This window comes from Halomonas sp. KHS3, from assembly GCF_000830495.1.
Lineage (GTDB): Bacteria > Pseudomonadota > Gammaproteobacteria > Pseudomonadales > Halomonadaceae > Vreelandella > Vreelandella titanicae.
Genome location: NZ_JWHY01000001.1, coordinates 35,653 through 56,893 on the forward strand (window position 1 = coordinate 35,653; position 21,241 = coordinate 56,893).

A 21,241-nucleotide genomic window follows, 5' to 3' on the forward strand; every position below is an offset into this window, starting at 1 on the left:
AGCCCTTCATTCGCTTCGACTACTGGCACTTCAGCGGGCGTTCTCTTCTGCCGGCGCTGGCTATCGTTACGATATGCCTTGCCACCGCTATGCTTTAGAGCGCCACTGATAAAGGCACATGATAAACGGGGCCTAATTACTCTACGAACGCTTGAACCTCATCGAGGTCCACCACTACCCCTACTTGGCTGCCTTCCGTCAGCAGATGCCGGCTACCGCGGTTGAGCGTATCGACACAGAGCATCACCCCGGCGCACTCCACCGAATAACGCACGATGTTGCCGAGCAGTTGGCAGCGGCGAATGACGCCAGGGCACTCTGGGCCAGGGCGAGTCGGGCGCTCCACGCCTATTGCTCCGTCTGCCAGCGGCTGGAGGTAAAGGGCCTCTGGCCGCAGCGCCACGCGTGCTGAGTCGAAACCCTCTCCTAACAGCGGACGGGCCTGATCGCCGAGCAATATGTTGTAGTGCCCCATAAAGCCCGCCGCGTGGTAGTCCCTGGGCCGTGTATAGAGCTCTTCGGCGCTTCCCTGCTGCAGGATGTGCCCGTCATGCATTAGGAAGATACGATCAGACATCACCAATGCCTCTTCCTGGTCGTGGGTCACAAACAGGGTCGTCAACCCCAGTGTCTGCTGGATATCGCGCAGCTGCTGGCGCAGATGGCCGCGGATGCGGGCATCGAGCGCTGAGAGCGGCTCATCCATCAATAGGATACGTGGCTCAACCACCAACGCTCTGGCTAAAGCCACGCGCTGGCACTGCCCGCCGGAGAGCTGGTGGGGAAACTTGTCAGCATGCCCATTGAGCTCTACCAGACGCAGTACTTCATCCACCCGGCGGCGGCGCTCCTCATGCGGCACCTTCTGCATACGCAGGCCGAAGGCGACGTTGTCGGTCACCCGCATATTGGGAAACAGCGCATAATGCTGGAAGACCATGCCAACACCACGCTGCTGGGGCGGAAGTGCGGTGATCTCTTCGCCATCCACCACGATTCGCCCCTCATCCAGCCGATTCAACCCGGCAATAGATCGCAACAGGGTCGATTTTCCGCAGCCGGAGGGCCCCAGCAGCGTGACGAACTCCCCCTTGGCTATCACCGCATTGATGTGAGAAAACACCTGGGTAGTGCCGAAACGCTTGGCCAACCCCTCGAGATGGAGATAGCCAGAGGCCAGGGTGCTGTCGTTGGCTACCGGAGCACCGCTTAGGGTCGTCATGGGTTGGCCCCCTTGGTAATGGCGTGACCGGCCTGACGATTCCCCAACCAGGTCAGCAGCAGGGTGAACAAGAAGAGTGTTATCACCAATGCGCTGGTGAAGTGGCCGCTGGAGCCACGCATATTGTTGAGATACACCTGCAGGGTCTCGAAGCGCGTGCCTACCAGCATGTTGGCGAAGACGAACTCGCCGATCAGGAAGGAGAAGGACAGGAACACGGCGACCTGCACTCCCACGCGGATGTTGGGAAGAATGACCAGGAAGAAGGCCTTGAAGGGCGTTGCCCCCAGCAATTGCGCGGCTTCCATCAGTGACCTTACATCGATGGTGCGCAGGCTGTTGGCAATGGCCCGGTAGACGAAGGGCAGCGCGATCGTCACGTAGGTAAACATCAGAATCCAGGGGGTGCCCACCAGTGGCAGCGGGCCGCCAGCGTAGAGTTGCAGCAGTCCTACCGAGGAGACCACAGGAGGCACTGCAAAGGGCACCAGGATAAGGCCACTCATCCAGGCATCCAGCCGTGGGTAGCGGGTATGCGCCAGGAAAGCTACCGGCACCACCAGCACCAAACTCAGCGCCAGCGCACCTAGAGTGACCAGCAGTGAGCGGGCGAAGGCCCACTGAAAGCGCGGTGTACTCCATAGCTCCCAAAACCACTTCAGGGTCACCCCATCAGGCAGGAGGGTGGCCCCCCAGCTGGACGCCAACGCATACCCCAGGGTGGCGAGCAGCGGCAGCGCCAGTAGCGTGAACACACCCCACACCACCAGTGCATAGGGCGACGGCCAGGCAAGGCGAAGTGCTGGCAGTGGCGACTCCCCTGGTCGGGATAGGGTGAGATCAGCGTTCTGCGACATAATGGCTCCTGCGCACTATCCACTGCTGAATCAGGGTGACCATTGCCAGTAACCCGACCAGAACCAGCGCCAGTGCGCTGGCCAGATTGGGCTGCAGGAAGAGATCCCCCGAGACCAGATTGGCGATACGGATAGTCATGAGGTTGTAGCTGGTATTGACCAGTGCATAGACGGTGGCATAGGCGCCCATGGCGTTGGCGATCAGAATCGTCAGCGTCCCCGCCAGTGCCGGCCGGAGGATCGGCAGACCGATATGGCGCCAGTAGGCGATGCGCCCGGCGCCCAGCAGACTAGCAGCGTCCCGCCACTCTGCCCGCAATCCCTCAAAAGCAGGAAACAGCAGCAGTATGCCCAAGGGAATCTGGAACCAGGTGTAGATCACGATCAGGCCGTTGCGCGAATAGAGCGAGAAGCTATCGATCAGCCCTAGACGCTGAAGGGCTATGGTCAACACCCCGTTGGCGCCCATCAGGATGATGAACGCGAAGGCCAGCGGTACACCGGCAAAGTTGCTGGTCATATTGGTGAAGGCGATCATCCAGCGCCGCAGCGGACCGCTGGTGCGGGTCAGGCTGTGGCACGCCAGGGTGGCGATGATCAGCCCCAGAAGGCTCGAAATCAGTGAAATCTCCAGGCTGCGCCCAATGGCCTGACGAAAGAAGGTCGAACCCGCGATTTCCCTGAAGTGGCCGAGCCCCCAGGCGCCCTCGACGTGGAAGGCACTGATGGCGATCCAGCCGAGCGGCGCCAGTTGGAAGGCCACGAATACCAGCGCAAAGGGTACCAGCCATAGCCAGGCGGGCAGTAGACGCTTCACGACGCCGCCCTCCCCTCGGCCAGCAGCTCGGCGTGATAGGGTTTGTCATGCTCCAGGCCCAGCAAGGTGGCCAAGGTACCGCACAGCCTTGGCTGCTGCAGCGATGCCACCGGCGCATGAGCAAATGCCTCGCCAAATAGCCATAGTGGCACCCGGCGCTCCTCCTCCAGCAGGCCCGAGTGAGAACCGTCGGCGTTCATGCCGTGGTCGGCGGTCACCATCACCTGGTAGCCCTCAGCCAGCCACTGCGGCAAATAGTCTGCCAGGGCGCTATCGGCCCGACGTGCGGCGTTGCGGTACTGGGGCGCCTCGCCGCCATGGCGATGGCCGGCATCATCGACATTCATGCTGTGCACCAGCAGAAAGTCAGGGGCGTTGAGCCGGCGCAGCGCTTCGGCGTCGCTGAACAGGTGATCGTCAGGGTAGTGATCCTGCCAGTAGAAGAGGCCAGACTGGATCGCGCTCTCCGCATTCTGGTGGAAACGGTGGCGGGCAGGCACAAAGGGAGCCTCAAGATAGAGCTCGCTGACCCAGTGATAGGCCGCCGCAGCGGTACGCCGCCCTTGGCGAACCGCCAGATCGAACAGGCTGGTGCCCGTTGATCGGCGCACCACCTGGTTATGTACCACCCCAGAGTCCACAGGACGGTCGCCGGTCAGCAAACACTCATAGAGGGGGCGGGACATGGCTGGCAGCTCGCAGTTAAGCGCGTGGAAGCTGCCACGGCCCGCTTCACAGAGGGCATGCAGGTGACCCATTGCGTGCCGCCCCACGGCATGGTTAAGGCCATCGAGCACCACGAGAATGACGCGGTGAGACATAACATGCTCCTTGCCGCCTCCCGGGGAGGCGGCAATCAGTCGGGAAGAGGAGGCGGTTACTGCTGATGGATCAGCACCTGGGACTGCCACTGGCTCGGCAGCTGCCGGGCGCTCATTTCCCAGGCGTCGAAATCGTCTACCGCGCGGGCATTGGCGTACTGCTCATTGGGCAGCAGTTTGGCGGCGATCTCGTCGGGGAGGGTCAGGTGCTCGGCGCGAATCGGGCGGGCATACCCCTCCGCCAGGTTGAACTGCCCTTCGTCGGAGAGGATGAACTCGCGAGCCAGCTTGGCCGCGTTTGGATGCGGGGCGTGCTTGTTGATGATGGTGGCGTAGCCAGAAGTCACCGAGGCATCGGCAGGAATGACCACATCGAAGGCATCACGGTTGATCTGATCACGGTAGTTCAGCGCGTTGAAGTCCCACATCAGCGCAACCTCGACTTCGCCCTTCTCAAGGTTGGCGATGCTGGGATCCGCCAGTGACAACCGCCCCTGACGGGCCAGTTCGGCAAATAGCTCCAGCCCTGGCTGCAGGTTATTTTCATCACCTCCGTTGGCATAGGCGGCGGCGAGCACAGAGCTGTTAGCCTGCGCCGCTTGCCCTACGGCACCCAGCGCTACGCTGTAGTCGCCCTCGACCAAGTCAGCAAAGGTGCGCGGCCGCTCTTCCTCCGGCACTAGCTGCTTGTTGATCATAAAGGCAATAGTGCCGGTATAGCCCAATACCCAGTGGCCGTCCTCATCCTTGGCCCAATCGGGAATCTCTTCCCAGGTCGTCGGCTTGTAGGGTTGAGTCACGCCTTCTGTCACGGCGATGGGGCCAAAGCTGATGCCCACGTCACCGATGTCAACGGTGGCATTTTCACCCTCGGCCTTGAACTTGGCAATTTCCTCGGCGGAGCTCATGTCGGTATCCATGTGCTCCAAACCATACTGTTCGTGCAAATCGGCCCAGGTGTCTTTCCAGTTGGCCCAGGAGTCCGGCATGCCGACGCTGTCGACGCGCCCCTCCTCCTGGGCAGCGGCGATCAGTTCGGACAGGTCGGTATCCGCTTGGGCTTGGCTGGCGAGAAGCGCCGTTCCGAGCGCGGCGGTTAGCGTCAGTTGCAGCAGCGACGAGCGTGTCGGATTCACAGTATGGCCTCATTCGGTTAGTCAGGGTGATGCCGCCATCTGGTCTAGTTCAGTAACGGCTGACAAAAGGCATACTAGGGGGTGGAAATGACAAAGGCATGTCGCTTGAATGACATTCACATGTCCTTACAATAGCGGAAATTGCTGCTAAAATTGGCGGTTATAGATTAGACATGTCATCGCCCTGACATGATACCTTCGCTAAAATAACCTGCAGACGACTGCGTGCGAGCTTAAGCAGTCTGAACTAGACCAGAAGCGAGCTTCCTTTGACCACTACGCTGCCACATGCCACGCCATTTAGCGCGGATAACGCTTTACCCCGCCTGACGCCACCGACCAGCCGCCTTCAGCAGGCGCTACTGGGCATGCTGGCCGAGGAGGCCCCCTCTGCCACTGGGCGCCTACCCTCCGAACGGCAGATGATGGAGCGCTTCTCAACCACACGCATCACACTGCGTGAGGCGTTGATGCAACTGGAAGCCGAAGGTCGCATCTATCGGGAGAGCCGCCGCGGCTGGTTCGTCTCCCCGCCTCGTCTTCGCTACGACTTACTCGCCTCTCTGCCGTTCAAGGAAATGGTAGCGTCCCAGCAGCGCTGCCCGGAAACCGAGGTACTCAAAGCCACCGAGTGCCCCGCCCAACCCAAGGTCGCAGCCCGCCTGGGTATCCTGGAAGGAGCACCGGTTTTCCACATCATCCGGGCACGCCGTATCGATGGGCGCCCCGTGCTATATGTCGAACACTACCTACGCGCGGACTGCTTCCCCGGGATTCTCGAGCACGACCTCGTGACCTGCTCACTCACCGAGCTCTATCGCAGCCACTACGGTATACGCATCAGCCGTGTCAGCTTCGAACTCTGCTCCACGGTACTGCATAGTCGTGCTGCTGAGGCACTGCGCGCGGCCTCAGGAGGGCCTGCTCAGCGCGTCACTCGCATCAACTACGACCAGAATGGCCGAGCCATCGATTATGATGATGAACTTTGGCGCCATGATGCGATTGAACTCACTGTGTCGGCGGCGCCGCAGGGTACGTAACAACTGCCCATCGGTGAGCTCGCCCGCATAAAAGCGTTTCAACAGCGTCACCAACGCCGCTTCACGATCATCAGCAGCGTGTTTTTTCATAACAGCCCCCAGCGCTTGAGCCGAGTATCAAGAGTGCGCAAGCCAACGAACCTCGCGTCCAATATTCGGGGGCAGGTAACGGCAATTAACCCGCATCGTGCCAAGCCTTATCAAAATGAATCTGTACTGTCAGTTTCAAGCGCCACCTGTGCGCAGAATAGTGCTCAAGATATCCAATATGAGCAGTTTAGTGCGCAAAATATGCTTCAGAAAGAATTAATGAGCAGTATTCTGCATAATAAAAGCAGTAGGACTAGCCGAGTTCGAAGACCTGGGCAATCTCAGCCTGGCAGAGATCGAAAGCCTTATTGATTGCCTGATCAATCTCAAGCGTCAGCAACACTTTCGCGCCTTCTGGAGCAACCAGGATCAAGCCTCTTCAGATATGGTTCGCGGCCGAGTCGGCATCGAAAGCCTATGGTCACCCGCCATGACGGATCTCAAAAAACGCAACATCAAGGTGCGCATGGCAGCGCCAACAGAGGGCTACCGCGCCTGGTACGGTGGCATGTCAATCTCACGGCATGTGAAGGGACGCACGCTAGATGCTGCCTATGACTACCTCAACTGGTGGGTCTCTGGATGGCCCGGCGCCGTCATGGCCCGCCAAGGCTATTACATTTCCGCCCAGAACTGACCCGCCCTCACCTTTCCGCTGCGGAGTGGAACTTTTGGTATGACGGCAAACCTGCCGCCAAGAGCCTACCAGGCTCCGATGGCAGCTCTGATATGATTCATTGAGGCGAAATCCGCGACGGCGGAGACTACCAGACAAGAATGAGCCGCATCGCGGTGTGGAATACCGTCATGGATGAGCATAACTATTTGGTAAGGCGCTGGAATGATTTTATGTCGGCTTAAGGCCGGTGCTTGATCTAGCATTTAGCTTCTTCAGATCCGCTTCCCTGGCACAGGCAGCTAACAGCGTGATGACCATAAGTACATGCCCCGCCTCTTGGCTTTCACGAGCTTACGCGGGGTTCTTGTTTGCTCCCCAGCTCCCATCTAATCAAGACTGCGTCTGCTGCACAGCCGCCAAAGCTAAAAAATGTTACGGCTCCTAATCAGCAGGCCACGAAGGAACGTTGAAAATAAAAGCTGACGAACCTCAGCCTACTTCAGCAGCTTGTGCTAGGCTAAATTAAACGCGGGAGTTTAAAAGTTAAGCATCGGTGCAAGAAAAATTGCCGCTTCATAAATATTGAGCATGTATACAGCTAACAACCTAAAAGCAATAACGCCACTTTTTAATTGATAATAATGAAAGGGCATATAGCTGGTTAATACATAAAACGTCAGGAATAAAGATGGATACGACCGTTCACAACCCAGACCAGTATATGCTTGACTTTCGCCAGATAATCACAAACGGAAGGAAAAAGATTGGATTATTAATTGGTGCTGGCGCTCCTGTAAGTATAAACATAGGTGATTCAGGTAATTATAAGCCTCTGATTCCAAATATCGAAGGCCTTACAAATCAAGTCCGTGAAAATCTAAAAGGAATAGAGAAAGATGCTTACATAAGCTTGGAGCAGCAAGTCAGCAGCCCTAATATTGAGTTAGTATTATCTAGAGTAAGGGGGCTATCTGAAGTCATTGGTGTGGCCGAAGTTTGTGGTTTGAACGGTGAAGGATATAAGTCTCTTTCAAAGTCAATTTGTGATTCTATTAAGAGCACTGTTGACGTTGGCTTGCCTGATGGAGAGAACCCCTACTCCGATCTTATTTCTTGGGTCAATGGAATTACAAGAAAAGAACCTGTTGAAATATTCACTACTAACTACGATCTATTATTTGAAGAGGCGATGGAAAGGGCCAGAACTCCGTATTTTGACGGATTTGTTGGGGCTAAATCAGCCTTTTTTGATCCGTCAAGCATTTCCAATAATGATCTACCCGTAAATTGGATACGGTTATGGAAGCTTCATGGTTCAATAGGTGGGCTGAAAATAAGAGAGGCGATGTTATAAGAGATTTTTCTACCGATGGCCAAACAATGGTTTACCCTTCTCATATTAAATATGACCAAACGCAAGCCGCTCCTTTCACCTCTTTATTTGATCGTTTAAAAAGCTTCATGTTAGAACCTGATTCAATATTAATAGCGAATGGATTTTCATTTGCCGACGCACATATTTCTTCAAAACTAATGGAGTGTATGGCAGCAAATCCTTCCTCGGCAATAATAGCTCTGCAATACAAAACACTAGAGGAGGAATCTAGCGCTGTAAGCATCGCTCTGAAAAGACCGAACTTGAGTGTATACTGCTCTGATGGAGCTGTAATTAATGGTGTTAAAGCCTTTTGGAAACTAGGCGAAGAACCTGTCAAAAACTGGGGAAGAATAAGACAAGAATATTGGAAAGATAGTAGATTCAACCTGGGTGACTTTAAACGTTTCACACATTTTTTAGCCAAATCAGGTGGTGAGAAAATATACGCCCTAGAAGCTGGGGAGGCTGGCAATGAAGCTAGTGAATAAACCTACATATTTAGGCAGCGTTAGTGCAGTTACCGGTTCATCAGTAGTGATAGAATTGACGCCTCAGTTGAAATCTGGACTTCTAATCATTGGAGGCAGAACACATCGAGTGGGCCAAGTTGGCTCCTTTGTCCGAATCCCACAGGGGTACAATAACCTGTATGGAGTTATATCTGAGACCAGTGAATCATCGTTGGATGACGATAGTGTATTACTAAAAATAAAAAGAAGATGGATAAAGGTCGAGCTTGTTGGAGAATTAATTGGAGAAGAGTTCGAGCGAGGAATTGGTCAGTTTCCCAGCATTAATGATGAAGCTCACATTGTTACTGATGCTGATTTAAAGCTTATTTATGGAAATAAAAATAGCGGGCAAATAGTTATTGGAAAACTTTCGAGTTCAGATAGTATTGACGTGAGCGTAGATCTTGAAAAACTTGTAACACGACATTCCGCCGTATTGGGATCTACTGGATCAGGAAAATCTACAAGTGTATCAAGCCTTCTACGATCAATTGTATGCGACGAAGAAGGCAACGTAATTTACCCATCATCTAGAATCGTCTTGATCGACATTCATGGAGAGTACTCCTCAGCTTTAGGCGATATAGCGAAGACGTTTTCAACAAGCCCAAGAGCAGAAGAAGAAAAGCTACTTATACCATATTGGTGTGTTTCGCCCGATAGCTTAGTGGACTTCCTATGCGGCCAAGTGAATGATAAAAGCAAAAACTCAATCATTGATCGTATTCATCAAGAAAAAATAAAATTTATCGAAAAAAACTCCAACATAGCTAAGTTCAAAAAAATTGATTTAAATAGAGTAACCTCGCACACCCCAATTCCATTTAGCTTAAAAAAATTGTGGCATGATCTTTCATTTGAGGATGCTGTAACATGGGGTGAGAAAGAGAAAAAAACCCCTTCCATTGCTGACGAAGGTGATCCAGATAAATTAATTGCCGCTAAGTTTAACCCTCCTGCATCTGGCAGTACAGCTCCATACAAAGGAGGAGAGGGTATATTAAAAAGAAGTCTTGATTTATTTAGGGCTAGGCTTTTAGATCATCAATATTCTTTTCTATTAACCCCTGATAAATGGGAGCCTAATTTAGAAAACGAAATTGAGTCTGATCTTGATGAATTGTTGAATTCATGGCTTGGACATGAAAAACCAGTCACTATATTAGATTTGTCAGGAATTCCGTCAACAAGGCTAGATCTTCTTTTAGGATCCCTGTTAGATATATTATTTGAAGCCGCTCTCTGGGGGAGGCGTCTAAAAGAAGGCATGAAAAGCAGACCTTTGCTATTGGTTTTAGAAGAGGCGCACAGATACCTATCAAGTGATTCGTCCGGGCTTGCTAAAAATATGGTACGACGCATAGCAAAAGAGGGAAGAAAATTTGGTCTTGGAACTATGTTAGTAAGCCAACGACCTTCAGAAATTGATGAAACGATATTGTCACAATGTGGAACATTTTTTGCTTTGAGAATTAACAACCAAACAGACCGGAGTAGAGTCAAGTCGGCCATGTCGGAAAGTGTTTCTGGAATGATTGATAGTCTACCAGTGCTTCGCACAGGGGAGGCTATCGTCGCTGGAGAGAGCGCCAAGTTACCAATGAGATGCAGGTTTAAAGTACCCTCTCGAGGTAGGTATCCTGACAGCATTGACCCCCAAGTTGCTTCGCTCTGGGCAAAAGTCAGAGCTGAAGAAGAATATGATCAACTGGTTGTCGCTTGGCGAAATCAGAATCCATTTGAGTACGAAAACTAAAAGGTGAAAAGTATGGACAAGGTACAAGTTGAATCTAGCAATATTGCATCTATAGGATATGATGCCGACAGTGAAACCCTTGAGATAGAGTTTCTAAATGGGAGCGTTTATCAATATTACAATATTCCTAAAAATATATACGATGGGATAATGTCTGCAGCATCCCATGGAGGTTATTTGGCTTCAAATATTAAAGGTCAGTATAGCTATAGCAAGGTGTAAACCTTATGGGAATAGTTTCTTTATCACAGAAGAAAATGAGAGTTGAAATAAATGAATTCGAACTGGAAAACCAAGTCGTTTTTGAGTATTTCAACAAACTTCCAGCGGCAGATAGAGACGAAAAGCTGACCAAAGCAATATATATTGGAATACTAGCACTTATGGAAGACAGGATGTCAGCTTTTTTAGCAAAAACATCTAACGAACTGGGCACTGAGCTAGAAAGCTTGAAGCTCATTTTTGATATGAAGCAAGAGATATTTTATAAATCATCTCTAAAAGGTGTTGCTGCAGAAGAAGACATAGCTGATTTTTTGTCCAAATATTTTCGCGATAACAATCTTAAAGATGAAGTTTTTTTAACGGGAGGGTCTCAAGGTCTTATAAATAAAAACAAAACCGGTGATATTGTCTGTCATGTCAATGGGCGTGACGACCTTAAGATAGTAATTGAATGCAAATTTGACAAAAATATTCGACTTGGGGATATCAAAGACAAAGAAGTATTTACTAACAAGACAGACACTGTGTGGAGTCAACTAATAGAAGCTCAAGCTAATAGAGATGGAAAAATAGGTCTGTTAGTGCTTGACATTTCCTCAGTTGATGGCGTTTTGTTGCGTGAAATACAGAATGTTCGCTTTATTCCGGAGATAGGATTTGTAGCTATTGTCGACTCCCAAAAGGGCGATTATACGAGTTTGATAATTGCCTATATGCTCTCCAGAGATATAGCTATAAACTCGCAAACACTCGAACCTGACAAAGAATTATTAAAAATAATAGTTAACCGATTAATCAAAGATATAAACGATGCTTCCTCTATAAAAAAATTAGTGAAATCAAATATCGATAACAATAATAAAATCCTTTACCAACTTGAAAAAAGCATGTTGATGATGGATTTTAATATGAAATTTTTGACCAAATTCTTGTCTGATGGGACATTATCAAAAAAAGATCTTTTAGATTTCTATTTCGGCGATGAAGTAAAAGAAAAATACAAACTTATCGAGCAAGATATTAAAAATATATAACTTAAAAAACCAATAAAAACCCAAGATAGCTTTTATTTTCAAGCATCTGGGATCAACAACAGGTTAATACCTATTATCCTTGAACAACCGATCGCGTCATTTCCTATTGTTAATCTTGGAATACGCATCATAACCAAAAAGAGGCCCACGATTTCTCGCAGGCCCCTTTTCTGATGTTTGGCGCGCCCGGCAGGATTTGAACCTGCGACCCTCGGCTTCGGAGGCCGATACTCTATCCAACTGAGCTACGGGCGCTTGTGGGTGCGTATCGTAACTGTGCAGGGGCGCTGTGTCCAGCCGTATGGCGCTTGAGTACCTTTAGTCAATTGACCGTTTTCCCTGGTGTGGTGCATGCTTTGGGAGCACTTCTGCACCTTAGTCCATTGGGAACACAATAATATGAAAACATTTGCACGTAGCACGCTGGCCCTGGGCGTCTCACTGGCGCTGGTGAGCGCCGCGAACGCCGCTGATTTTGCTGATATGGATCCCGTCACCCTGCGCCTGGCCCACGTGGTCAATGAGCAGGATGGTTTCCACATCGCCGCCACCAAATTTGAAGAGCTGGTGGAAGAGCGCACCGACGGCAAGGTGGATATCGAAATTTACCCCAACGCCACCTTGGGTGACGAACGCACGCTGCTGGAAGGCATGCAGATCGGCACCGTGGATATGGGCGTGATCACCAACGGCCCGGTGGCCAACTTTGTCGAAGAGATGGCGGTATTCGAACTGCCGTTCCTGTTCCCCTCCCCGGAAGCCGCTTACGAAGTGCTCGATGGCCCGATTGGCCAGGAGCTGCTCGATAAGCTTTCTGAGGTGAACCTGAAAGGCATGGCCTACGCCGAACGCGGTTTCCGCAACCTGACCAACAGCGAGCGTGCCGTAAACTCGCCGGAAGATCTGGACGGCCTGCGCATCCGCGTGATGGAGAACCCGGTCTACACTGACACCTTCCGTGAGCTGGGCGCCAACGCGATTCCCATGGCGTGGACAGAGGCGCTCACCGCCATGCAGCAAGGCACCATCGACGGCCAGGAGAACCCGGTGAACGTGATTCACTCGTTCAACTTGGATGAAACCCAGAACTACATGACCCTTTCCCGCCACACCTACGCCCCGGCGATTTTTGTGATGGGTATGCCCGCCTGGAACCAACTGCCTGAAAACGCCCAAGAGGTACTGCTAGCGGCGGCACAGGAAGCCGCGGAGCATGAGCGCCAAGTAAACGCAGAGATGGAAAGCGAACAGCTGCAGGCCCTGCGCGATGCGGGCATGGAGATCAACGACGATCCAGATATGGAGGCCTTCCAAGCCGCTGTCGCGCCGGTGTATGAGAAGTACGGCGAACAGTTCGGTGATTACCTGCCGCGCATTCAGGAAGCGCTCAAGTAATTCGCTTCCCATCGAGGCAAGCCCGACATTAGATACAGTGCTTTTACAGCAGTGGCTGAGGGCTGTTCCCACGCCGGAACGGCCCTTCCAACCAAGAGACACGCCTGATGGCTGACACCACCCATACGAAGCTGGCGAACAGGCTCAATAAGATAAATCTCAATTTACTATTGGTTTTTCACACGCTGTATTGGAAAAGGAGTTTGACGCTCACCGCACAAGCGCTCTGCCTGACGCAACCGGCCGTCAGCCACTCGCTGAAAAAACTCCGCCTGTTAATGGACGACCCGCTTTTCACCAAGACGTTGGAGGGCATGCAACCGACCCCGCTTGCCCGGCAGATGGATGCCGCCGTAGCCAAAGGGCTGTTCTATCTTGATCAGGCAGTTCACAGTAGTAACGAGTTTTCACCTGCCACATCAAAGCGGGAGTTTCGGGTCAGTTTGGTGGACTATGTCAGCCAACAGCTACAACCCAAGCTGATTCAGCACTGCTTGGAACACGCGCCAGATTTGTGTTTCAACATGCTCTCCACGCGCATCGCAAGTGCAGAAGGTGCCCAGCAAGTCCTTCAAGAGCACGATATCGACTTGGCGGTGGTGCAGTTCGAAACCTTGCCGCTCACCTCTCATCATGAGTACCTGTTTGACGATGTGATTGGCTGTGTGGGTGATGCGACATTTCATGGCGAGAGTAGCGCCATTACCCTTGAGGCGTTTTTAAACTCCCCCCAGGTCGCTTTGTCCCATCGTGAAGACAGCCCGCTGTTAATTAATGAAAAACTGAGGGAGCTGGGGTTAGAGCGGAAAATCGTCGCCAAGACGCCCTACATCAATCCACTGCAGGAGATATTGGCATCCACAGCACTGCTTTGCGTGGTGACAGAGAGCGCGGCCAGGGTCATTTGCCGCAACAATAGCTTGAAGTTCTACGCTCTGCCCCTGGACGTACCGGCGTTCAAAGTCTGCCTGTGCTGGGATGAAAGGAAGGATCACGATCCTGGCATACACTGGTTGCGGCAATTAACCCGGGAGCTGATGACACCAGCCCCCTCCGCCCTGGGCGACCCTTAATCAAACCGCCAAACTCACTCCACCGCCACGACTTTGCCTCGATTCAACAACAGCTTGGGATCCAGAGCGACCTTCATGCGCTTCATTAAAGCGATCTCCTCGCTGGAGCGGGAAATACTGAGGTAATCGCGTTTTTCGAGACCAATGCCGTGCTCGGCAGATATCGAGCCGCCGTACTCTTTCAGGGGCGAGTAAACCAACTGCTCCACTTGGCGGCGGCTTTGCGAGCTGTCGTCGCGCACCGTGATCATGATGTGCAGGTTGCCATCGCCAAGATGGCCGAACACGATCATTTTACCTGTTTGGGGAAACTGCGCCTTGAGGTTTTGCTCCAGGGTATCGACGTACGCGTCCATATGGGGAATCGGCAGGCTGATATCATAGGAGAACATCGGCTTCAGCTGGTGCACCAGCACTTCGATATCCTCTCGGATCGCCCAGATGCCCTGGCGCTGGGCACCGGAACTGGCTAGCACGGCATCGGTGATCAAGCCGTCTTCCATCGCCTTTTGCAGAATCTCAGAGAAATGCTCTGCATCCTGGGCGTCATCTAGCCCCAGGGTTTCGATGATCGCGTAGAAAGGCGAGTCGTCGGCCAGCGGGGGCGCGTGCTTGCCGCTCTCGGTGGTCACCAGCTTGTAGTGGCTATTCCATAATGCCTCGAAGGCGCTAAGGCTATTGGCGAGCTCTTGGGAGACCCTACGTAACAGCTGGGTCAAGGCATCGAAGGAGGGCACTGCGACCAGCGCGGTTTGCTCGCTGGGCATATGTGGCTGCAGCCGGAGCACTGCGCGGGTGACGATACCCAGCGTGCCTTCGCTACCGATAAATAGGTGTTTGAGGTCGTAGCCAGCATTATTCTTGAGCATTTTGTTCAGCGAGCTGACCACGGTGCCGTCGCTGAGTACGGCTTCCAGCCCCAGCACTTGCTGGCGCATCATGCCGTAGCGAATAACCCGTATGCCGCCTGCATTGGTGGCAATATTACCGCCAATGGTGCACGAGCCCCGGGCGCCAAGATCGAGCGGAAATTGCATATCGATCTCCGCCGCGGCTTCTTGTACACGCTGGAGCGTCACCCCGGCCTGAACCTGAATCGTAGAGCCGACCAGGTCGATCTCTTCGATCTGGTTCATCAGTTCCAAGGAAACCACCAGTTCCTCAGGGCTGGCTTCCCCACCGTGCACAATGCCGGTCATGCCACCATGGGTCACCACCAGCTGGTCGGCCTGATAGCATAAGGCCATGACTTTGCTAAGCTGTTCGGTGTTGCGGGGCCTTACAATGGCTTTGGCACGACAGGGCGCCCCGGTAAACCAGTCGACGCTACGCTGGGAGACATCTTCACCGAGCAGCACGCCTTCTGGGCCGACTACCGCTACTAGGTCGTTAAGCAACTTGTCCATTGGTTATTCCTGTTTTAGCTGGCGTTGCCATGGGTAGCAAGACTTAGCCATCGACTAAGCCTTACAATGGCCTTCCAAGGCATTTAATCAATCGTAATGTTTGCAGGCTAGCGCTAACTATCACCACTCTCAAGCCCCAGATCTATAAAGATTTTTTGGATTATTATCGCGAATAGTGGAATGAAAATAAGTAATTTGCCCTGTTAGTTCGATGTGATATAGATGAAGCCCAATAAGACAATAAGAACAGCCACCACTAGGAGATAATGTGAATCACAACGCCCGCTTCACCGCTCACGCCGCATCCTGTTATACAAGTAAATTCAAACAGTTAAACTTGACATTGCTATGCGCTGGCTTGCTTGGTTTACCGCTCATGGCCCACGCCGAGGAAATAACGCCTACCAATCTGCGCTTAGCGACCGTGGTAAATACAGAAGATACTTACCATATCGCCGCCGAGCGGTTTCAGCAGTTAGTCAGCGAACAGACCGATGGCGCGGTCTCTGTCGAGATCTTCCCCAACGCTTCTCTGGGAGACGAGCGCACCATTCTGGAAGGCATGCAGATCGGCACTGTCGATATGGGCGTGATCACCAACGGGCCCGTGGCCAACTTCGTTGATGAATTCTCGGTATTTGAGCTGCCTTTCCTCTTCCCTTCCGCTGAATCTGCCTACTCCGTGCTGGATGGTGAGATCGGCCAGGAAATACTGGGCAAATTAGAGGATGTGAACCTTAAAGGGTTGGCATTTGCTGAGCGCGGCTTTCGCAATATCACCAATAGTCAGCACGCGATTAATGCGCCCCAGGATCTCGAAGGCCTAACACTGCGCGTCATCGAGAACGAGGTTTATGTGGATACGTTCCGGGAACTCGGCGCCAATGCCGTGCCCATGGCGTGGACAGAAGCGCTGACCGCCCTGCAACAAGGCACGATTGATGGTCAGGAAAACCCGGTTAACGCCATCCATGCCTTTAATCTGGCGGAAACCCAGGACTACCTCACCATGACGCGGCATATCTATGCGCCAGCGATCTTCATTATGAGCTTACCCGCCTGGAACGGCCTTCAAGAGGAGGTTCAGGAGATCGTACTCGATGCCGCCAGCGAAGCTTCTAGCTATGCCCGAGAACAAAATGCCATCATGGAAGCCGAGCAATTAGCCGAATTAGCTGAGGCAGGCATGGAAATTAATGAGTCGCCCGATATCGCCGCCTTCCAGGAAGCCGTTGCCCCGGTGTATGAGAAGTACGGTGATCAGTTTGGTGACTATCTGCAACGCATCCAGGAGGAAGTGAAGTAAGTGCCCACTCACACGCATCCATTGGTAATGTTGCTACAGCGTACTGAACGCTTTCTGGACGCCATTCTACAGCCCGTGGTCTTTGCGGGCATGGCGGCGCTGATTGGGGTGATTACCCTGCAGATCGTCTCCCGGGTGCTATTCACCGCGGTGGGCTGGACTGAGGAGGTCGCCCGCTTTCTGTTGGTGTGGATCACCTTCTTAGCTGGCACCTTGGCGTTTCAGCGCGGGCGACACATTGCCGTGACCTTTGTGGTGGATGCCCTGCCCGGCCGCCTGCGCCAAATCGCCCGGCTTGCCGCTCTGCTGGTGGTGCTGGCGTTCATGATCACGCTGATCGTTATCGGCTACCGCTATATGCAGGTACAGAGCTTTCAGAAATCCGCCTCGCTGCGGCTTTCGATGACCTATGTCTACGCGGTGATGCCAATCTGCGCGGCGATTATGGCGTGGTATGCACTGGTCGATATCATCGAGCTGCTGATTAACGGTGAAACCTCCCAGCCCCAGGAGGAGTCGCTATGACGCTGCTGCTGTTTGGGCTGTTCTTCCTGTTTATGCTGCTGGGCGTGCCAATTGCCTTTGCGATTGGCGCCAGCACGCTCTATGCGCTCTATCAATCCGGCGTGCCGCTGATGGTCGTCACCCAGCAGATGTTCCAGGGCATCAACTCCTTTGCCCTGGTCGCGATCCCGATGTTTATCCTCGCTGGGGATTTAATGGCCCAGGGTAAGGTGAGCGAGAAGCTGGTCAGCTTTGCCGATTCGCTGGTCGGTTTTATGCGCGGCGGGCTCTCGGTGGTCTCGGTGATGGCGGGCATGTTCTTTGCGGCAATCTCCGGTTCTGGCGCCGCGACCACCGCAGCGGTGGGTTCCAGTCTGGTGCCTGAACTAAAACGCAAAGGCTATGACCCGGCCTCAGCAGCCAGCTTGATCGCCGCCAGCGGCACCATCGGGGTGGTGATTCCGCCCTCGGTGCCGATGATCATCTACGCGGTGATCGCCCAGCAGTCGGTCTCTAAGCTGTTTCTAAACGGTTTTTTACCGGGTCTGGCGATGGGTTTAGGGTTAATGGCGATTGCCATTGCTCAAGCCTATAAACGCCAATACCCCAAAGGCACACCGCTCTCGCTGGCAACCATCTGGACGACCTTTAAAGACGCCAGCTGGGGCTTGATGACGCCGGTGATTATCCTGGGGGGTATCTTCTCGGGCATCTTCACCCCTTCAGAAGCCGCCGTGGTGGCAGTGAACTACGCCATGCTGGTATCGCTGTTTGTGTATCGTGACCTTAACCTGCCCCAGATTTATAAGCTGCTGATCCGTTCAGCGATGACCACCGCGGTGATTATGCTGGTGATTGCCATGTCGGCGGTGCTGAGCTGGACGCTGTCTAGCTGGCAAGTGCCGGGGGCGATTGCCCAGGCCGTGTTGTCGCTGTCTACCAACCCTTACGTGATTATGCTGCTGATCGTGGGGATCATTCTGCTCACTGGGGTGTTTATCGAAACCGCCAGTGCACTGATTATCCTCACCCCGGTGCTGCTACCGCTGGTGCTGCAGTTGGGGATTGATCCGATCCACTTTGGTTTGATTATCGTGGTGGGGCTCTCCATCGGCATGATTACCCCGCCGGTGGCGATCAACCTCTATGTGGCCTCATCGATCACCCAGCTACCGCTGGAGCGCATTACCCGTGCGATCATCCCTTACCTGCTGGGGCTGATCGGGGTGCTGCTGTTAGTGGTTTACGTGCCGATTATGTTGGGTTGGTCGGGTGGTTAAGTCAGCGTTTGCACTTTTTAAAGAGAGCCTTATTGGCTCTCTTTTTAAGGTGACGCTTATCTAGCCTCAGTGCATTCATCTTGAACTCAAACAAGAAGTTCACATTGAATGTTCGCCAGCTTGGCACAACTTTCGAAACTGTCCCGGTGTTACTTCAAAGAGCTGGAAAAAACAGCTGCGAAAATGAGAGATACTCACAAAACCGGTGGCAACTGCCACTTCGGCGACGGGCTTGTTAGTTTGCTGAAGAAGCTGACGCGCACGCGTTAGACGAAGTTCCATATAGTATCGAGAAGGGCTAGCATTAACGTAATTACCAAACATACGTTCTAATTGGCGTCTCGAAATATTGACCCAATTAGCTATTTCGGATATGGATAAAGGCTCTTCAATATTATTTTTCATCAATTGCAGTGATATTTTCAATTTTTCTGGCAGAGTGAGGTTTTGATCGACACCTATCGTTGAAATATCTGGGGAGTCTAAGCCCTTATCACAGCTAAGCATCTCTTCAACTGCATTGACCACCTCATTGCCACAATCAGTTCTGACTACTTCAAGCATCATGCTCAATGAGCTACTCGCCCCGGCACAGCTGATACGATTACGATCCACAATAAAGCTACGGCTAGATACCGATACATCCCAGAACTGCTCTGCCATCATCGCGCGGCCATCAGGATGATAAGCACACTGGTAGCCGTTCAATAATCCCGCCTCTGCAAGGAAGTAGGCACCGTTCCATAACCCTCCTAACATCATGTCTTTGCTGTCAGCATGCCTCAGTTTGCTGCGCAGTAGGAGGGTTGTTTTAGGAAGTACACGCAGGCCACCGCATACAATCAACACATCAATATTGAGGCTTGTAGCATCGAACTGGTCTAACGAATAATCCGCGGCTACCTCAATACCTAAGTCAGAAACCGTTGCAGGCGCCTCGCTACCCACCACCAAGACCTCATACATCGTAGTAGATTGCATTAAATTCGTTGTAACGAGTGCATCCACAGCGCCAGTGAAAGCCATCATTGAAAAATTCTCTAGCAGTATAAAAGCTACTTTTTTTGTTATCTTAGGCTCCCCTAAAGAGTCAGTCGAAGAAATATAAGCCATGTTTTTATTTTTCAATATGCTTGAGAATCTATCCTTCATGATGAACCTCAATTTTTTGAACTATAGTTATTTTAAGCAAAAATCACGCCATTTGAAAAATAAGACATTAAAATCAGTATTATTAAAATTCACCAACACCACAAGACCTCAAACTCAATCATGTAAAACCTGCCCGACCTTGTATCAAGTTGAACAATTTACACGAACCCTACGTGACTGGTTAAAAAGTAAAAAATAGTTATATTATTTAAAAACCTTATAGTAAAAGTACGAATTTCAGCCGTATTAGCCAATCGAGTATTACATCAGTCGTCTTTCACTGAACTTTTCGATATCGCACTGGGTAGAGATGGCTTTGTCATTTTCACTCATGAGCCTACTACTAACACAACCTTAGCCTCTAGCGTCCCGCGGCGCGAATCTTCCTCTCGCCTTACTTCGTCAGATAACAAAAACATACCCATCGCCACGTACTTTTTAAAAGTTCATCAAATGTCGCTATTTAGGCCCTTAGTGTCGCAAAAAATACCTTTTCGAAAGTCGTAACTGATTCAAGATGAAAATCCATCCCCCTGTCCTCTGAGAAATAAACTTATGAATAATCCTAAAAGCAAAAAAGTTACTCTGGGCGCTGCGACTCTTTTGTCCTTAACAACCATCGGGAGTGTCCAGGCAGAGAACATCTCGTTGAAATTCCATAGCGGGCTTTCACAATCTCGCCCTGAAGCAGAGCAGATCAACAGATTCGCTAGCTTAGTGAGTGAAAAGTCAGATGGCGAGCTTGATATCGAAGTCTACCATGCAGGCGCCTTAGGTCTTAAAGAAGCCGACATGCTGAGAGTATTGCAGCAGGGCATGGTCGATATGGCACTACTGTATGGTGAATATTACACACGTGATGCGCCTGCCTTGGCATCTGTATATGCTCAGGGCGCCATTACGGAATCTTCCCAACATGACGAAATTCTTGATGTAATCAGGGAACTCTATGAAGACGGCTTCTCAGATTGGGATATTCAAACCGTTGGTGGCGTCGTTGCTCCTATTTTCGATGTAGGTTTGCACTGCAAAGAGCCGGTACACTCCTTGGCAGACCTAGAGGATAAAAAAGTCCGCGTCTGGTCCAGACACCTTGTGGATACTTTTGAATTATTGGGCATTTCAGCTCAAGTCATTCCGCAAAACGATATGTATATGGCACTTCAAACAGGCGTTGTAGATTGTGCCTATTACTTATCTACCGTGGCCCCCACCGTTTCGCTTCAAGAAGTCACCGAGTACGAGTCTTACTTACACCCTTGGGCTGCCTCCCCATGGCTCTTTGGTATCAGTAAACAAGCGCTATCCCGCCTCAACGACAACCAACGTCAGGCTCTGGAAGAAGCCGGTGAAGAGATTTGGAACGAGACCCGCGCCACTGCTGTTGATCCAGAGCGCGAAGCGCAGGCGCGTCAAGAGCGTAAAGAATTGGGAATCACCATGCTTCCCGACTTCTCAGATGATGACGTTGAAACCTTTGTAGACGCCGCTTGGCAGGCGTGGCAAGCCATGGCGGAAAACGCTGGCGAGGACGGCACACGCTACTACGAGACAGTCACTCAAGCGATCTCCGAAGAGTAATGGGTACATAAACCAATCGAGAGCCAATACCTAT

General features: G+C 51.9%; 20 protein-coding genes and 1 tRNA gene. 13 read left to right on the top strand and 8 right to left on the bottom strand.

All coding sequences use genetic code 11. From position 1 onward, the window contains the following. Nucleotides 1-136: 136 nt before the first annotated feature. From RO22_RS00150 to RO22_RS00170, 5 genes are read right to left on the bottom strand one after another with little or no spacing between them, the layout of a single operon-like run. Entirely contained in the window at nucleotides 137-1,222 is a 1,086-nt protein-coding gene (locus RO22_RS00150; protein WP_052475460.1) for an ABC transporter ATP-binding protein, read from the bottom strand. Continuing rightward, nucleotides 1,219-2,079: an ABC transporter permease gene (locus RO22_RS00155; protein ID WP_230804982.1), complete on the bottom strand. Its 861-nt coding sequence runs from the start codon at nucleotides 2,077-2,079 to the stop codon at nucleotides 1,219-1,221. The genes RO22_RS00150 and RO22_RS00155 overlap by 4 nt, the downstream gene beginning before the upstream one ends. Then, entirely contained in the window at nucleotides 2,063-2,896 is an 834-nt protein-coding gene (locus RO22_RS00160) for an ABC transporter permease (RefSeq protein ID WP_041157241.1), read from the bottom strand. Before RO22_RS00160 ends, RO22_RS00155 begins: the two co-directional genes overlap by 17 nt. Further along, a complete protein-coding gene (locus tag RO22_RS00165; RefSeq protein ID WP_041157242.1) occupies nucleotides 2,893-3,717 on the bottom strand; it encodes an alkaline phosphatase family protein in 825 nt (274 codons plus the stop codon). The genes RO22_RS00160 and RO22_RS00165 overlap by 4 nt, the downstream gene beginning before the upstream one ends. A gap of 56 nt (nucleotides 3,718-3,773) precedes the next feature. Then, on the bottom strand, nucleotides 3,774-4,853 hold the full coding sequence (locus RO22_RS00170; RefSeq protein ID WP_235270455.1) for an ABC transporter substrate-binding protein: 1,080 nt from the start codon (nucleotides 4,851-4,853) through the stop codon (nucleotides 3,774-3,776). 269 nt (nucleotides 4,854-5,122) lie between these two features. On the opposite strand from RO22_RS00170, the gene RO22_RS00175 reads away from it, so the two are divergent. From RO22_RS00175 to RO22_RS00200, 7 genes are all read left to right on the top strand, one after another. Further along, a complete protein-coding gene (locus tag RO22_RS00175; RefSeq protein ID WP_084625212.1) occupies nucleotides 5,123-5,896 on the top strand; it encodes a UTRA domain-containing protein in 774 nt (257 codons plus the stop codon). A gap of 409 nt (nucleotides 5,897-6,305) precedes the next feature. After that, nucleotides 6,306-6,623, top strand: a complete 318-nt coding sequence (locus tag RO22_RS24925) for an extracellular solute-binding protein (protein WP_235270463.1) — start codon at nucleotides 6,306-6,308, stop codon at nucleotides 6,621-6,623. 670 nt (nucleotides 6,624-7,293) lie between these two features. After that, on the top strand, nucleotides 7,294-7,959 hold the full coding sequence (locus RO22_RS24810) for an SIR2 family protein (RefSeq protein WP_200890207.1): 666 nt from the start codon (nucleotides 7,294-7,296) through the stop codon (nucleotides 7,957-7,959). Then, the gene (locus tag RO22_RS24815) at nucleotides 7,905-8,471 is read left to right on the top strand and encodes a hypothetical protein (protein ID WP_200890208.1); all 567 of its coding nucleotides are present in this window, start codon (nucleotides 7,905-7,907) and stop codon (nucleotides 8,469-8,471) included. The genes RO22_RS24810 and RO22_RS24815 overlap by 55 nt, the downstream gene beginning before the upstream one ends. Then, nucleotides 8,455-10,251: an ATP-binding protein gene (locus RO22_RS00190; RefSeq protein WP_041157243.1), complete on the top strand. Its 1,797-nt coding sequence runs from the start codon at nucleotides 8,455-8,457 to the stop codon at nucleotides 10,249-10,251. The genes RO22_RS24815 and RO22_RS00190 overlap by 17 nt, the downstream gene beginning before the upstream one ends. A gap of 12 nt (nucleotides 10,252-10,263) precedes the next feature. Further along, complete coding sequence (locus RO22_RS00195) at nucleotides 10,264-10,473, top strand: KTSC domain-containing protein (protein ID WP_041157244.1); 210 nt, start codon at nucleotides 10,264-10,266, stop codon at nucleotides 10,471-10,473. 5 nt (nucleotides 10,474-10,478) lie between these two features. After that, nucleotides 10,479-11,510: a hypothetical protein gene (locus tag RO22_RS00200; protein WP_041157245.1), complete on the top strand. Its 1,032-nt coding sequence runs from the start codon at nucleotides 10,479-10,481 to the stop codon at nucleotides 11,508-11,510. A gap of 178 nt (nucleotides 11,511-11,688) precedes the next feature. Here RO22_RS00200 and RO22_RS00205 read toward each other — a convergent pair. Then, nucleotides 11,689-11,765, bottom strand: a tRNA-Arg gene (locus RO22_RS00205). A gap of 144 nt (nucleotides 11,766-11,909) precedes the next feature. Between RO22_RS00205 and RO22_RS00210 the strand changes: the two genes are divergently transcribed. Both RO22_RS00210 and RO22_RS00215 read left to right on the top strand, forming a co-directional pair. After that, nucleotides 11,910-12,905, top strand: a complete 996-nt coding sequence (locus RO22_RS00210) for a TRAP transporter substrate-binding protein (protein ID WP_041157246.1) — start codon at nucleotides 11,910-11,912, stop codon at nucleotides 12,903-12,905. 107 nt (nucleotides 12,906-13,012) lie between these two features. Further along, nucleotides 13,013-13,978: a LysR family transcriptional regulator gene (locus RO22_RS00215; protein WP_041157247.1), complete on the top strand. Its 966-nt coding sequence runs from the start codon at nucleotides 13,013-13,015 to the stop codon at nucleotides 13,976-13,978. A 14-nt stretch (nucleotides 13,979-13,992) separates the two neighbouring features. Here RO22_RS00215 and RO22_RS00220 read toward each other — a convergent pair whose 3' ends face one another. Further along, nucleotides 13,993-15,384: an FAD-binding oxidoreductase gene (locus RO22_RS00220; RefSeq protein WP_041157248.1), complete on the bottom strand. Its 1,392-nt coding sequence runs from the start codon at nucleotides 15,382-15,384 to the stop codon at nucleotides 13,993-13,995. A gap of 268 nt (nucleotides 15,385-15,652) precedes the next feature. On the opposite strand from RO22_RS00220, the gene RO22_RS00225 reads away from it, so the two are divergent. The 3 genes from RO22_RS00225 to RO22_RS00235 are packed head-to-tail and all read left to right on the top strand — an operon-like array spanning nucleotide 15,653 to nucleotide 18,474. Then, nucleotides 15,653-16,690: a TRAP transporter substrate-binding protein gene (locus RO22_RS00225; RefSeq protein ID WP_027957879.1), complete on the top strand. Its 1,038-nt coding sequence runs from the start codon at nucleotides 15,653-15,655 to the stop codon at nucleotides 16,688-16,690. Nucleotides 16,691-16,717: 27 nt separating this feature from the next. Further along, nucleotides 16,718-17,215, top strand: coding sequence for a TRAP transporter small permease (locus tag RO22_RS00230; protein WP_035539296.1), 498 nt, complete (start codon nucleotides 16,718-16,720; stop codon nucleotides 17,213-17,215). Continuing rightward, the gene (locus RO22_RS00235) at nucleotides 17,212-18,474 is read left to right on the top strand and encodes a TRAP transporter large permease (RefSeq protein WP_009286144.1); all 1,263 of its coding nucleotides are present in this window, start codon (nucleotides 17,212-17,214) and stop codon (nucleotides 18,472-18,474) included. The genes RO22_RS00230 and RO22_RS00235 overlap by 4 nt, the downstream gene beginning before the upstream one ends. Nucleotides 18,475-18,573: 99 nt before the next feature. On the opposite strand, the gene RO22_RS00240 is transcribed toward RO22_RS00235, so the two are convergent. Next, the gene (locus RO22_RS00240) at nucleotides 18,574-19,626 is read right to left on the bottom strand and encodes a GlxA family transcriptional regulator (RefSeq protein ID WP_041157249.1); all 1,053 of its coding nucleotides are present in this window, start codon (nucleotides 19,624-19,626) and stop codon (nucleotides 18,574-18,576) included. A 555-nt stretch (nucleotides 19,627-20,181) separates the two neighbouring features. Here RO22_RS00240 and dctP point away from each other — a divergent pair. Further along, entirely contained in the window at nucleotides 20,182-21,207 is a 1,026-nt protein-coding gene (gene dctP / locus RO22_RS00245; RefSeq protein ID WP_041157250.1) for a TRAP transporter substrate-binding protein DctP, read from the top strand. Nucleotides 21,208-21,241: the final 34 nt, after the last annotated feature.

Coding starts and splice junctions, on each gene's coding strand:
- RO22_RS00150 (WP_052475460.1), bottom strand. CDS start 1,222: ATGACGACCCTAAGCGGTGCTCCGGTAGCCAACGACAGCACCCTGGCC.
- RO22_RS00155 (WP_230804982.1), bottom strand. CDS start 2,079: ATGTCGCAGAACGCTGATCTCACCCTATCCCGACCAGGGGAGTCGCCA.
- RO22_RS00165 (WP_041157242.1), bottom strand. CDS start 3,717: ATGTCTCACCGCGTCATTCTCGTGGTGCTCGATGGCCTTAACCATGCC.
- RO22_RS24810 (WP_200890207.1), top strand. CDS start 7,294: ATGGATACGACCGTTCACAACCCAGACCAGTATATGCTTGACTTTCGC.
- RO22_RS24815 (WP_200890208.1), top strand. CDS start 7,905: ATGGAAGCTTCATGGTTCAATAGGTGGGCTGAAAATAAGAGAGGCGAT.
- RO22_RS00190 (WP_041157243.1), top strand. CDS start 8,455: ATGAAGCTAGTGAATAAACCTACATATTTAGGCAGCGTTAGTGCAGTT.
- RO22_RS00195 (WP_041157244.1), top strand. CDS start 10,264: ATGGACAAGGTACAAGTTGAATCTAGCAATATTGCATCTATAGGATAT.
- RO22_RS00200 (WP_041157245.1), top strand. CDS start 10,479: ATGGGAATAGTTTCTTTATCACAGAAGAAAATGAGAGTTGAAATAAAT.
- RO22_RS00210 (WP_041157246.1), top strand. CDS start 11,910: ATGAAAACATTTGCACGTAGCACGCTGGCCCTGGGCGTCTCACTGGCG.
- RO22_RS00215 (WP_041157247.1), top strand. CDS start 13,013: ATGGCTGACACCACCCATACGAAGCTGGCGAACAGGCTCAATAAGATA.
- RO22_RS00220 (WP_041157248.1), bottom strand. CDS start 15,384: ATGGACAAGTTGCTTAACGACCTAGTAGCGGTAGTCGGCCCAGAAGGC.
- RO22_RS00230 (WP_035539296.1), top strand. CDS start 16,718: ATGTTGCTACAGCGTACTGAACGCTTTCTGGACGCCATTCTACAGCCC.
- RO22_RS00235 (WP_009286144.1), top strand. CDS start 17,212: ATGACGCTGCTGCTGTTTGGGCTGTTCTTCCTGTTTATGCTGCTGGGC.
- RO22_RS00240 (WP_041157249.1), bottom strand. CDS start 19,626: ATGAAGGATAGATTCTCAAGCATATTGAAAAATAAAAACATGGCTTAT.
- dctP (WP_041157250.1), top strand. CDS start 20,182: ATGAATAATCCTAAAAGCAAAAAAGTTACTCTGGGCGCTGCGACTCTT.